General features: G+C 71.3%; 10 protein-coding genes and 1 tRNA gene. 2 read left to right on the forward strand and 9 right to left on the reverse strand.

What is annotated here, in order from left to right; translation table 11 throughout:
- Window positions 1-7 precede the first annotated feature (7 nt).
- Window positions 8-736: an HAD family hydrolase gene (locus ACO0E1_RS09375; protein ID WP_422873947.1), complete on the reverse strand. Its 729-nt coding sequence runs from the start codon at window positions 734-736 to the stop codon at window positions 8-10.
- A 137-nt stretch (window positions 737-873) separates the two neighbouring features.
- On the opposite strand from ACO0E1_RS09375, the gene ACO0E1_RS09380 reads away from it, so the two are divergent.
- Window positions 874-1806: a PAC2 family protein gene (locus ACO0E1_RS09380; protein WP_422873948.1), complete on the forward strand. Its 933-nt coding sequence runs from the start codon at window positions 874-876 to the stop codon at window positions 1804-1806.
- A gap of 278 nt (window positions 1807-2084) precedes the next feature.
- Here ACO0E1_RS09380 and mshC read toward each other — a convergent pair whose 3' ends face one another.
- Genes mshC through ACO0E1_RS09395 form a run of 3 tightly spaced genes read right to left on the reverse strand, consistent with a single transcriptional unit; the run spans window position 2085 to window position 5518 of the window.
- The gene (gene mshC, locus ACO0E1_RS09385) at window positions 2085-3326 is read right to left on the reverse strand and encodes a cysteine--1-D-myo-inosityl 2-amino-2-deoxy-alpha-D-glucopyranoside ligase (protein WP_422873949.1); all 1242 of its coding nucleotides are present in this window, start codon (window positions 3324-3326) and stop codon (window positions 2085-2087) included.
- Entirely contained in the window at window positions 3323-4150 is an 828-nt protein-coding gene (locus ACO0E1_RS09390) for an undecaprenyl-diphosphate phosphatase (RefSeq protein WP_422873950.1), read from the reverse strand. Before ACO0E1_RS09390 ends, mshC begins: the two co-directional genes overlap by 4 nt.
- Window positions 4151-4198: 48 nt before the next feature.
- Window positions 4199-5518 (reverse strand): M20/M25/M40 family metallo-hydrolase, encoded by a 1320-nt coding sequence (locus tag ACO0E1_RS09395; RefSeq protein ID WP_422873951.1) that lies wholly within the window; start codon window positions 5516-5518, stop codon window positions 4199-4201.
- Between the two features lie 167 nt (window positions 5519-5685).
- On the opposite strand from ACO0E1_RS09395, the gene ACO0E1_RS09400 reads away from it, so the two are divergent.
- A tRNA-Leu gene (locus ACO0E1_RS09400) sits at window positions 5686-5771 on the forward strand.
- 205 nt (window positions 5772-5976) lie between these two features.
- On the opposite strand, the gene ACO0E1_RS09405 is transcribed toward ACO0E1_RS09400, so the two are convergent.
- From ACO0E1_RS09405 to ACO0E1_RS09425, 5 genes are all read right to left on the reverse strand, one after another.
- Entirely contained in the window at window positions 5977-7302 is a 1326-nt protein-coding gene (locus ACO0E1_RS09405; RefSeq protein WP_402728776.1) for an NAD(P)/FAD-dependent oxidoreductase, read from the reverse strand.
- Window positions 7303-7372: 70 nt separating this feature from the next.
- Window positions 7373-7576, reverse strand: coding sequence for a hypothetical protein (locus ACO0E1_RS09410; RefSeq protein WP_422873952.1), 204 nt, complete (start codon window positions 7574-7576; stop codon window positions 7373-7375).
- A 13-nt stretch (window positions 7577-7589) separates the two neighbouring features.
- Window positions 7590-9383 carry a DEAD/DEAH box helicase gene (locus ACO0E1_RS09415; protein ID WP_422874085.1) on the reverse strand — a complete coding sequence of 598 codons (1794 nt, stop codon included), beginning with the start codon at window positions 9381-9383 and terminating at the stop codon, window positions 7590-7592.
- Window positions 9384-9544: 161 nt separating this feature from the next.
- A complete protein-coding gene (gene dinB, locus ACO0E1_RS09420) occupies window positions 9545-10795 on the reverse strand; it encodes a DNA polymerase IV (RefSeq protein ID WP_422873953.1) in 1251 nt (416 codons plus the stop codon).
- Entirely contained in the window at window positions 10792-13125 is a 2334-nt protein-coding gene (locus tag ACO0E1_RS09425; RefSeq protein ID WP_422873954.1) for an FUSC family protein, read from the reverse strand. Before ACO0E1_RS09425 ends, dinB begins: the two co-directional genes overlap by 4 nt.
- Between the last annotated feature and the right edge of the window lie 18 nt (window positions 13126-13143).

The following is a 13143-nucleotide window of genomic DNA, read 5'->3' on the forward strand; positions in this document are numbered from 1 at the left end:
TCGGCGTTCACCGTGCGACCTCCTCGGCGCCGGTGGCGGACCCACCGGCTCGCGCGGCCAACGCCGGCGAGGTGAGTGCCACGAGCCGGTCCACGTCGACACCGGCGAGCGACGTCAGGTAGACATCGCCGGCGGTCTCCGGCAGCGGCACGATGTGTTCGACGGCGATCGTGACGGCGCCGGACGCGACGGCCGCGGCGACACCGGTGGCGGAGTCCTCGATCGCGACGCAGGCGGTGGCGTCGACACCGAGCTGGGCGGCGGCCGTCAGGTACGCCTCGGGGTGGGGCTTCGGGTGCTCGACGTCGTCACCGGCGACGACGACGCGGAACGGGTGGTCCGCGAGGGCGTCAGCGGCGACGAGCGCCATGTTCCGACGGGACATCGTGACCAGCGCCGTGGGGATGCCACGGGCGTGCAGTTCCTCGATGAGCTCACGTGCACCGGGACGCCACGGCAGGTCGTCGTGCGCCAGCCGCTCCATCACGTACGAGGTCATCCACTGGACGATCTCCTCGACCTCCATGTCGACGCCCTTGTCCCGCAGGATCTCCCCCGAGCGCTCGAGGCCGCTCCCCACCAGGGAGAGTCCGTCCTCGTGGGTCCACTCGGCGCCGTAGCGGCCGGTCAGCTCCACTTGGGACTGCTGCCAGATCGGCTCGGTGTCGATGATCGTGCCGTCCATGTCCCACAGCACGGCTGCGGGCTGGACGAGGGCGAGGGGATGCGCGGTCACGGGCGACGAGTCTACCGGCGCACGCGGTCGCCGAAGGCCCTGGGGCCTATTGTGGATGCCTGATCGTGTCCGGTCGGCTGTGGACGGTCCGCCCTCCGCGCCGACCCGCTCCACTCCACCTCCAGGAGGTCCGCTCCGTGCCACAGCACTCCCCCTTCAACGACGGCCGCCTGCTGGTCGTCGCGTTCGAGGGCTGGAACGACGCCGGCGAAGCCGCCAGTGGCCTCGCCCGGCGGATCGTCGACGCACTCGGGCTCGACGAACTGCGGGAGATCGACGGGGAGCAGTACGTCGACTACCAGTTCAACCGCCCGAACGTCGGCAGCGACGACAGCGGCGTCCGCGGGATCCAGTGGCCGCGCATCGTGCTGCACGGCCCCGGCGACGTCGGCCGCCCGGTCATCGGCGCGGCGGGGTCCCCGGCGGAGCGCGACGTCTTCGTCCTCGTCGGACCGGAACCGTCCCGGACGTGGCGGGCGTTCTGCGCCGAGATCATCGACCTCGCCGACGTGTACTCCATCGACGCCGTGGTGTTCGTCGGTGCGATGCTCGCGGACGTCCCGCACACCCGACCGATCTCGGTGTTCGTGTCCAGCGAGAACGCGGGCGTCCGTGCCGCGTTCGACGTCGACAAGTCGTCGTACGAGGGCCCGACGGGCATCCTCGGCGTGCTCTCCGACACGATGGACAAGGCCGGGCTCACGACGCTGTCCCTCTGGGCCTCCGTCCCGCACTACGTGCACAACGCGCCGTCGCCGAAGGCCACGCTGTCGCTCCTGGACAAGATGGAGGAGCTCACCGACGTGACGGTTCCCCGCGGCACGCTCCTCGACGACGCGACGCAGTGGGAGGAGGGCATCGACGCCCTGGCCTCTGACGACGAGGACATGGCGTCGTACATCGAGCAGCTCGAGCAGGCGCGCGACACCGTCGACTCCCCCGAGGCCTCCGGTGACGCCATCGCGCAGGAGTTCGAACAGTACCTGCGGCGTCGGGAGCGCAAGGACGGCAAGGACGGTCCCGGCCAGGCGGGCGAGGGCCCGTGGCGGCCCCCGCAGCCTCCGCAGTAGGAGCGCGCGACGACCGACGGGAGGCACGGTGCCAGCTGGCACCGTGCCTCCCGTCCGTCGTGTGGCCGCGCCCACGGCCGCGCGCGCGCCGGGGCTGGTCGCGCGCCGGGGCTGGCTGCGGTTCCGCAACTCGCCGCTCACCTTCTTCGAGGTTCCACGACTCGCCTCCTTGGCTCCCCGAGATGCCAGAATTACGGAACCTCGAGGGGACGGGTGCGACGGAGCCGGATGCGACGGGGACGGGCGCGCCGGGCCGAGCGCGCGGCGCGCGGCGCGCTTCAGGCGATGCGGATGCCGAGCAAGGCGTCGACCAGGTCGACGAGCTCGGGCGTGCACCGGGTCCCGCCGGCGACCGCGGTGTCGACGGCAGCGACCGCACCGGGCGTGTCGAGGTCGTCCGCGACACGAGCGCGGATTCGCGCGATGACATCCTCGGCGTCGTCGGCGTGCCCGGCGCCCGCTGTTGCCCAGGCGTCCCAGGCGTCGAGCCGGCGGGTCGCGCTCGACAGCTCGGCGTCGAACCACTCCCAGTCGTCCGAGTACCGGTGCGACAGGAGCGCGAGCCGGATCGCACGGGGATCGGCCCCGTCGTCGAGCAGGCCGCGGACCGTGACCAGGTTGCCGAGCGACTTCGAGATCTTCTCGCCCTGGTAGGCGATCATGCCCGTGTGCACGTACGCGTGCGCCAACGGCTGGTGCGCCAGCGCCGCCGCGTGCCCCGCGCTCATCTCGTGGTGCGGGAAGACGAGGTCGCTGCCACCGCCCTGCACGCTGATCGGCAGCCCCAACCGGTCACCGGCGATGACGCTGCACTCGATGTGCCAGCCGGGGCGCCCCTCGCCGAGCACGGTCTCCCAGCGCGGCTCCCCCGCGCGGGCGGCACGCCAGAGCAGCGGGTCGAGCGGGTCGCGCTTGCCGGCGCGGTCGGGATCGCCGCCGCGTTCGGCGGACAGCGCCAGCATCGTCTCGCGGTCCATGCGGCTCTCGTCGCCGAGCGCCCAGGACTCGGTCGGACGGTTCACGTCGAAGTAGAGGTCGTCGCCAGCGGAGTCCGGCGTCGGCACGGTGTAGGCGTACCCGGTCTCCTGCAGGAACGCGACGGCCTCGGCGATGCGCTCGACCTCGTCGGTGACCGCGACGTAGTCGTCAGGCGGCAGGATGCGCAGGGCTTCCATGTCCCGGCGGAACAGGTCGATCTGCGACGCCGCGAGCTCCTGCCAGTCGACGCCGTCACGGGTCGCCCGCTCGAGCAGCGGGTCGTCCACGTCGGTGGTGTTCTGCGCGTACTCGACGTCGAGTCCGGCGTCGCGCCAGGCCCGGCCGAGGGTGTCGAACGCCAGGTACGTCGCGGCGTGTCCCAGGTGTGTGGCGTCGTACGGGGTGATCCCGCAGACGTACAGCGCCGCGCGGTCGTCACCACGGGTCGGGTCGACGGGCTTCCCGGTTGCCGTGTCGTGCACGACCGGACGGGGCCCGGTCCCGCCGACGTCGGGGACGGACGGGGCCTCCCAGGCCCTCACGGCTGGATCACTCCGAGCGACAGCAACACGATGAGAACAATACCGAGTGCGATGCGGTAGTAGACGAACGGCATGAAGCTGCGCTTGCTGATGTAGTTCATGAACGCCGCGATCACGACGAACCCGACGACGAACGCCACCACGGTCGCGATGACCGTGTCGGCCACGCCGAACGGCGCGCCGGTGTCACTGAGGCTGGTCGCGGCCTCGTACAGGCCGGACAGGAAGACCGCAGGGATCGCGAGCAGGAACGCGAAGCGCGCCGCGGCCGCACGGGTGTAGCCGAGGGCGAGGCCCATCGAGACCGTGGCCCCGGAGCGCGAGACACCGGGAACGAGTGCGAGGACCTGCGCGATGCCGATCAGGATCCCGCCGCCGAAGGTCATGTGCTCGATCCGGCGCTCCTTGCGGCCGACGCGGTCGAGCACACCGAGGACGATGCCGAACACGATGAGGACGATCGCGACGATCCAGAGCGACCGGAAGGTGGTCTCGATCGAGTGCTGCAGCAGGAGTCCGACGACGCCGATCGGGATCGTGCCGATGATCACGAGCCAGCCGAGGCGCACGTCGGGGTCATCGCGCGGGACTTTGCCACCGAGCGCCCCGAACCAGCGCGTGACGATGCGCGTGATGTCCCGCCAGAAGTAGATGAGCACCGCGGTCTCGGTGCCGAGCTGCGTCACGGCGGTGAACGCGGCGCCCGGGTCCTGCGCGTCCGGCAGGAAGAGTCCGACGATGCGCAGGTGTGCGCTGGAGGAGACGGGCAGGAACTCGGTCAGTCCCTGCACGAAGCCGAGGAAGATCGCCTCGAGGATGTGCACTGGCGCGGCCTTTCGGGTCGTGGTCGCCGGTGGCGACCCGACAGCATATCAATACGAGGCGAGCAGGTCCCCGAGGACACGACGACCGAACGCGAGCGAGTCGAGCGGCACCCGCTCGTCGACACCGTGGAACATCGCCGGGAAGTCGACGCCGGCCGGCAGCTGCAGCGGCACGAAGCCGTAGCCCGCGATGCCGAGGGTCGACAGTGCCTTGTTATCCGTCCCGCCGGAGAGCAGGTACGGCAGCACCGGGGCACCCGGGTCGTGGCGGCCGAGGACGTCGCGCACGGCGTCGACGAGCGGTCCGCCGAAGTCCTGCTCGAGTCCGATGTCGCGGAAGGACATCACGACCTCGACGTCGTCGCCCGCGAGCTCCCGCACGCGCTCGAGGACCGTTTCTTCGTCGCCGGGGAGGCACCGGATGTCGATGAGCGCCTCGGCGGCGTCGGGGATGACGTTGTGCTTGTACCCGGCCTGCAGCACCGTCGGGTTCGACGTCGTGTGCAGCGCCGCGTGGATGAACCGGGACGCCGACCCCGTCGCCAGGGCCACCTCGTCCGGGCCGGTGACCGCCGGGTCCACGCCGAGGAACCGTGCGACCTCGGCGACCATCGCCTCGGTCGTGGCGGACAGCCGAACGGGCCATTCCTCGCTCCCGATCCGGGCGACGGCCGCCGCGAGCTTGGTCACGGCGTTGTCGCGGATGACGTGCGAGCCGTGCGCCGCCGTGCCCTTCGCGACGAGCTTGAGCCACATCAGGGCCTTCTCGCCGGTCTGCAGCAGGTACGCGCGGCGGTCGCCGAGCGTGATCGAGTAGCCGCCGACCTCGCTGATGGCGGCCGATGCTCCGGCGAACACCTCGGGGTGCTCGGACACGACGTGGTGCGAGCCGAGGACTCCCCCGGCTTCCTCGTCCGCGAAGTACGCGATCACGAGGTCACGCTCGGGTGCCCCCTGCGCCGCGATCACGTCACCGAGGGCGGTGAGCATCATCGCGTCCATGTTCTTCATGTCCACCGCGCCGCGGCCCCACAGCATGCCGTCCTTGACCACGCCGCCGAACGGGTCGACGCTCCAGTTCGCGGGATCGGCGGGGACGACGTCGAGGTGGCCGTGCACGACGAGCGCCGGCTTGCTGCGATCGCGTCCGGGGATGCGAGCGACGACGCTCACCCGGTCGGGCTCCGACTCGAAGAGCTGCGGCGTCGCGCCGAGCTCCTGCAGCTTGGCTTCGACGTAGTGCGCCGCTTCCGTCTCGCCCTTCGAGCGACCTTCGCCCCAGTTCGTGGTGTCGATCCGGATGAGGTCCCGGGCGATCGCCGCGGTGGCTTCGAGCTCGGTCGTGGTGGCCGCGGGATCCGTCGTCATGCACCAACGCTATCGGGCACCGCTGACGCGCCGGAACTCGCCGTCACCGGGGGACGCGCCCGGGATGCGCGCCCGTGTTCAACGTGCGTTCACAGCCGTGCTAATGTCTTCTCCGGCAGCAACGCCGGGGAAACCCGCCGGAGCGGCCGACAACTGAACGAACACCTGTCCGGGTGGCGGAATTGGTAGACGCGCTAGCTTGAGGTGCTAGTGCCCGTATTAGGGCGTGGGGGTTCAAGTCCCCCCTCGGACACGCAGTGTTGAGACACGCGGCGAACGGCTCACCTTCGGGTGGGCCGTTCGTTTTTGCGCGCCCGTTTCATCTCTCCGCGGCAGTCGTTGCGCGCGGACGCGCAGCCGACGGGTCAACGCGACGACACGACCGACGCGACCAGCAGACCGACGGGAGGCCCGGTGCCAGCTGGCACCGGGCCTCCCGTCGGTCGGGCAGTCGCCTGCTACTTCGTCGCGTCCACGAAGGCGCGGCGCGGGTCCGTCTCCTTGATCAGCGAGGTCGCGTCACGACCGGAGACCGCACCGGTCACCCAGCCGATGACGATGCGCGCCTTGCGGTTCAGCGTCGGCATCGCGTACACGTGGTACGCCCGGTGCGCGAGCCACGCGAGCAGGTTCGTCATCTTGATGCCCTTGATGTTCGCGGCACCCTTCCCGACGCCGTACGAAGCGACGGTCCCGATCGACGGGTGGCGGTACTCCTCGAGCGGCTTGCCCGTGATCGTCGCGACCACGTTGTCCGCCGCCACGACGGCCTGACGCACGGCGTTCTGCGCGTTCGGCGGGTAGTACGCCGGCTGCTTGTCCGCGGTGAGGTCGGGGACCTGCGCGACGTCGCCGAGACCCCAGACGCCCGGGACGACCTCGTGCGTCTCCTCGTTCTCGACCTGGAGCTTCGCGTTCGCGGCGAGGTGCCCCTTCGGCCCGCGCGGCAGGTCGGAGGCGTCGAGGAGCGGGTTCGGCTTCACGCCGGCGGTCCAGACGAGCAGCCCGGTGGCGAACTCGTCGCCGTCGGAGAGCTTCACGACGCCACCCTCGCAGCTCGGCATCGTGGTCTTCAGGCGGACGTCGATGCCGCGGGCACGAAGGGACTCGAGGGTCCACTTCGACAGCTCGGGGCCGACCTCCGGCGCGACGCGGTCGAGCGCGTCGATGAGCACCCAGCGCGGCTGCTCCCCCGCGAGCGACGGGTAGGTCTTGATCGCGGCCTGCGAGACGTCGAACAGCTCGCCGATCGCCTCGACGCCGGTGTAGCCGCCGCCGATGAAGATGCTGGTCAGGAGTCGGCGACGCTCGTCCTCGTCACGGGTCGCCGCGGCCTTCGCGATGTTGTCGAGCAGCTTCGCCCGGACGTACGCCGCCTCTTCCACGCTCTTGAAGCCGACGCCGACCTCTTCGAGACCGGGCGTCGGGAAGGTCCTGGTGACGGAGCCGAGCGCGACGACGAGCTGGTCGTAGCCGAGCGTGCGGTCGTCACCACCGGCCGTGGCGATCGAGACGGTCTTGTCGGCGGACGAGATCCCGGTGACCTTGCCCTGGATCACCCGGGTCTTGCGCAGCGCACGACGGAGCTCGACCGTGACGTCCTTCGGTGCGATGTGACCACCGGCGACCTCTGGCAGGAACGGCAGGTACGTGTAGTACGTGTTCTGGTCGACGAGGGTGATGCGCATCGGGACCGTCGCGGCGTGCTTCTGGAGCTGCTTGACGGTCGTGTAGCCGGCTGAGCCGCCACCGAGGACGAGGACGTGAGGGATGGAGTCTGCCATTCCTCCGGTCTACTCGATCTGACCTTGCCGCGTCATGTACGCCGCGCAGAATGCCGAGATCCGGTCGAGATCAACGACGACCGTCGCGCAACCGCCACCACGCCGTCTCGGCGAGGTCGACCCCGAGGTACACCCCGTGGGCGGTCCGGCGCGATTCGGTGAGGCTGAAGCGACGGAGACGGTAGCCGCCACCGAACCGGTCGATGATCGCCTCGGGAGAGGACTCGGCCGTGCGCTTCACGAGCCAGGTCCGCTCGTCGACGGGGACGATCACGCGCGCACCGGGCTCACCGGCGCCCGCCGATGCGGGAGCGCAGCAGGTCGATGCGCTTCTGGATCTGCTCGATGCTCGCCTGTGCGACGGCCGGTCCCCCGCTGATCCGCCGGAGTTCGGCGTGGATGGCGCCGTGCGGCTCGTTCGAGTGCCTGGACCAAATTGACACGAGCCGCTGGAGCTCGGAGCGTTGCTCCTTGAGGGTCATGTACATCGGCCGGTTCTCGGGCGCCGCGGCCTTCGGCTGGCCGTCCTTCACGGCGCGACCCTTCGAACGCTTCGCTTGGGTGGCCTGCCGCGCACGCAGCAGGTCGCGCACCTGATCGGGTTCGAGGAGCCCCGGGATCCCGATGAAGTCGAGTTCTTCCAACGAGCCGATCTCGCCACCGGTGCCGAACTCGCCGCCGTCGTAGAGGACACGGTCGAACGACGCCTGCGAGTCGAGGGCCTCGAACGGCTGCACGTCGAGGAGGCTCTCCGAAGCGCGTTCCTCCTTGTTGGCCTCGGCGACCATCGCGTCTTCGGGGTTGTACATCCCGTCGTCGGCGTCCTTCGGGCGATCGAGTGCGTGGTCGCGCTCGAGCTCGAGGGTCGCCGCCAGGGCCATCAGCCCGGGGACGCTCGGCAGGAACACCGACGCCGTCTCCCCACGGCGACGAGCACGCACGAAGCGGCCGATCACCTGCGCGAAGAAGAGCGGCGTGCTCGCGCTGGTCGCGTACACCCCGACGCAGAGCCGCGGGACGTCGACACCTTCGGACACCATGCGGACCGCGACCATCCACCGCGAGGTGTCCGCGGCGAACGCGCCGATCCGGCTCGATCCCGCAGCTTCGTCGGAGAGGACGACGGTGGGCCGCTCCCCCGTGATCTGCTGCAGGATCCTGGCGTACGCACGAGCGGTCGTCGTGTCGGTCGCGATGACCAGGCCACCGGCGTCCGGCACACCGCGGCGGACCTCGGTCAGGCGCTTGTCGGCCGCCGACAGCACGGCCGGCATCCACTCGCCTTCCGGGGAGAGGGCCGTGCGCCATGCCTGCGCCGTGATGTCCTTCGTGACCTGCTCGCCGAGGGACGCCGACATCTCGTCTCCCATGCGCGTCTTCCAGCGCATCTGGCCGGCGTAGGCCATGAACAGCACGGGGCGGACGACGCCGTCCTGCAGGGCGCGTCCGTAGCCGTAGTTGTAGTCGGAGATCGACGTGCGGATGCCCTGCTCGTCGGGGGCGTACTGCACGAACGGGATCGGTGCGGTGTCCGAGCGGAACGGCGTCCCGGAGAGCGACAGGCGGCGCGCGGCACCGCTGAACGCCTCCCGGATGCCGTCGCCCCAGGTGAGCGCGTCGCCGCCGTGGTGGACCTCGTCGAGGATCACGAGCGTGCGACCGCCCTCGGTGATCTTCTTGTGGACCTCGGGGTTCATGCCGACCTGGGCGTACGTGATGGCGACGCCCTGGTAGTGCCGGCCGAACATGCCGTCGCCGTTCTTGAACATCGGGTCGATGCGGATGTTCACGCGGTCGGCGGCGTCCGCCCACTGGCGCTTCAGGTGTTCCGTCGGTGCGACCACCACGATGCGGTCGACGGTGCCCCGCGCGAGCAGCTCGGTCGCGAGCCGGAGCGCGAACGTGGTCTTGCCGGCGCCGGGCGTCGCCGCGGCGAGGAAGTCGCGCGGCTCGGTCTCGAAGTACTTCGTGAGCGCTTCGACCTGCCAGGCACGGAGCTTCGACGCGGTGCCCCATGCCGCACGGTCCGGGAAGGCCGGCGAGAGGTGCTCCGCCGCGGCGTTGCCCGCGATCTCGGCCAGTTCGGCCGGCGCGAGTTCGGCCGGCGCCGATCCGGCCGGAGCCTGTTCGGCCCGTCCGAGTTCCTCCGACGGCGCCGTGGCCCGCTCGGTGTCGAGTCCGTCGGCCGCGGCGTGCTGCTGGTGTTCGTACTCCGCTGCGCTCACTGTCCCCGATTCTACCGTCACCCGATGTCCTGTCGGGCGTGCGGAGGTCGTTGCTCGGGCGTGCCGCGGACCAGCGACGCCGGTCGGAGCACGCCGGCGCCGAAGCGTGCCGTGACCGCGTCGACGGTGGTCTCGGTCTCACGCCACGGCGCGTCGTCGTCCCACAGCGCGTTGCTCGCCGCGGTCGGGACGAGGTTCTCACCGCGGACCCCGATGAGCCGGATGCGGTTGCCGGGCTTGTGCAGCACGTCGTACAGCTCGACGGCTTCGCGGTGGATCCGGCGCGCGACGTCGGTCGGCTCGGCGAGGGTGCGCGAGCGGGTCAGCGTCGTGAAGTCGGTGTACCGGACCTTGAGGGCGATCGTGCGGGCCTGGACGTCGGCACGGCGCATCCGGACGGCGACCTTCTCCGCCAGGCGCAGGAGTTCGCGCGCCACCACATCACGGTCGGTGAGGTCGGTGCCGAAGGTGACTTCGTGCCCGATCGACTTCTCGCCGACGGCCGTGTCGACCACGCGCGGGTCACGCCCCCAGGACAGGTCGTGCAGACGCTGCCCACCGGCAGGGCCGAGCGCGGACACGAGCGAGCCGAGCGGGGTGGTCGCCAGGTCGCCGACGGTGCGGATGCCGCGGCGCTCGAGGATCTCCTGCGTCTTGCCGCCGACACCCCACAGCGCGGACACCGGCTGCGGGTGGAGGAAGGCCACGGTCTCGGCCTCGGGGACCACGAGGAGCCCTGCTGGCTTGGCGCGGCTCGAGGCGAGCTTCGCGACGAACTTCGTCGACGCGGCACCGACCGAGCAGTGCAGCCCCGTCTCCTCGAACACGGCGCGGCGGATCGCCGTGCCGATCTCCCACGGCGTGCCGTACATCCGGACGGCCCCGGCGACGTCGAGGAAGGCCTCGTCGATGCCGAGCTGTTCGACCCTGGGGGTGAACCGGTCGAAGACGTCCATCACCGCGGCGGAGTTCGCCCGGTACTTCTCGAAGTGCGGTTCGACGATGATGGCGTTCGGGCAACGGCGCTTCGCGACGGCCATCGGCATCGCCGAGTTCACGCCGTACTTGCGGGCTTCGTACGTGGCGGCCGTGACCACCGAGCGGTCGGAGTCGTGCCCGACGATCACCGGCAGTCCGCGGAGGTCCGGTCGGTCGAGCAGTTCCACCGACGCGAAGAACGCGTCCATGTCGACGTGCAGGACCGTTGCCGTCAGGTCCGCGACCGGTTGGTCGGAGACGAGGCGGTTGCGTCCGTCCTGCTTGCTCACACGGAGATGGTGCCATCGACCGCCGACATCCGCGCCGAGGCGTCGCCGACGACCGTCATGCCGACCCGCTCGGCCAGCAGGGCGAGCGACTCGTCGATGCGACCGAGGGCGTGCACGCGGTCCCGCAGGGCGTCGCCCTCCGGACCGTCGGGGAGTGACTGCGCCACGTCCTCGATCCGGTCGGTGATCCGGGTCCAGACCCCCTCGTCCGTGGCGGCGGGGCCGGCCACGACGCGGTCCGACAGCGTGTCCACGGACGCGGCGAGGGCCTCCGCCGCACCGCGCAGGGTGTCGGGGACGACCGCCGGGGCCGCACCGGGCCTCCCGGCCAGCTCCCGCGCGAACGCCGCAGCCGCCTGCAGGGACGCACGCATCCGCGCATCGGCGCGTGCCGGCCCGCCCGTCGGGAATCGCACCATCGGCTTCAGGACGCTCTCGAGCTGGTACGTCGCGTTGTCGACGGCGCGGGAGCGGGTGCGCAGGTCGAGGCGGTCCGATCGGGACGCCGTGGTCGCGTCCGCCTCGTCGCCGTCGTCGGTCTCGTCCGCGTCCACCCCCACGGTCGCCAGCACGAAGGCCCGCACCGCGACGAGCTGCCGGCGCACGGCGCGCCGGACGACGCTGCGCGTCGCGAGCGGCAGCACCACCAGGCTGACCAGGATCGCAATGGTCGCGCCGAGCAGGTTCTCGGCGAGGCGCATCGGGATGAGCGCGTCGGTAAAGGTGCCCGAGTAGTCGTAGACCTGGCAGAGCACGACGACGAGGCATGCTGCCCAGACCGCGTACAGCCCGCCGAACCCGTAGGTGCCGACGGCGAGGAGCACGCAGACGATGACCATCGTGACCCACGGGTGGTCGGTGCCGAGGAGGTGCACCAGCCCGATGCCGACCACACCGCCGACGATCGTCCCCACACCGCGGTGGATGCCCTTGCGGACGCGTTCCGGGGTGGTGTTCGTGCCGGCGAGGACGATCATCACGCCGATGACGCCCCAGTAGAAGCGGCTGCTGTCGAGGAGCAGGGCGAGCGGCTCCGTGATCGCGACGGCGATCGCCGCGTGCACCGCGGTCCGGAGCGACGCCGTCATGTGGAACCGACGCCACGGCCCCTCCGCGATCTCGTCCGCGACGACCGGCACGGCACCGACCGGGCGGCCCCCCGCGAGGATCACCGGGGACGCGAACGGTACCCCGTCGCCCGCGCGGGGCAGCTCGTCGCGCAGCTCCCGCCAGCGGAGCCCGGCCGTCCGGAGGTCCGTGAACTCCCGGCCCATCCGCTGCACGAGCACGGTGGTGCGTGACCCTTGGTCGGCAGCGGTCGCCGTGATCGCGAACCGCGCTGCGAGCGTCTTGCCGGCGTCGTCCCCCGCGCTGCCGCCGTGCCGGAGCACCGTGGTGAACGCCCGGAGCGCGGCGTGCCGGACGTCCTCCGGCGCGCCCTGCTCGACGAGGGCCGCTGCGGCACGGCCGAGCTCGTCGATCGCGAAGTGGGTGTCGAACACGAGGCGGTGCAGCTCGTCGGCCGTGCCGTCGATGCCGCTCGCCGCGAGCATGCCGTCGACCGTCAGTGCGATCTCGTGGTACTGCGCACGCCGGTGCCGGAGCCGACGGAGCGCCCTGGCACGGCTGCGCGGTTCGTCGGCGGTCGCGAGGGCAGCGGTCGCCGCCTCGAGCACGTCCGACCCGCGCGCCACGAAGCCGCGCCGGGTGCGCATCAGGGAGCGGTACGGGTTCGGGCGGAGGAACACCGTCCGGACCACGATCGTCGTGGTGAGGGACCCGGCGACGACGACGGACAGCGGCAGCACCGCGGTCTCCGGAAGCGGCAGCAGCAGCCCGCACAGGTACCCGGAGAAGGCGACGACGGCGGCGTCGGACGCCCACTTCCCCCACTGGAACGCCAGGAACTGCACGAAGAGCAGCACGACGATGAGCACGAGCTCGACGATGCGGAACGGGTGCAGTGCGATGCTGCCGGCCAGGGCGACGACGAACGGCACGATGACGGCACCGGTGCGTCCGGCGACGCGGCCGGCGCTCGGGTCGACGATGACCAGGCACGTGATGAACGCCGGCATCGCGCCGATCATCAGCCCGAGGATCGCGGGCAGCCCGAACACGAGGGCGAACGCGTACCCGACGGCCATGCCGGCGGGAACGCACAGCAGGGTGCGCAGGGCGCCCTCGCTCTTGACGAAGCCCGGGTCGAGGACGAGCAGGCGGTCCCACAGGCGCTGGCGGCGGGGGCGACGCCGCGGTGGTGTCCGGTGCGTGGGTGCGGGGCGGCCGCGGTCGGTCCGTTCGATCGTCGCGTCCGTCGTGCTCGTCACCTGGCGCATCGCCTCCTG

This window comes from Curtobacterium guangdongense, assembly GCF_049341845.1.
Lineage (GTDB): Bacteria > Actinomycetota > Actinomycetes > Actinomycetales > Microbacteriaceae > Curtobacterium > Curtobacterium guangdongense.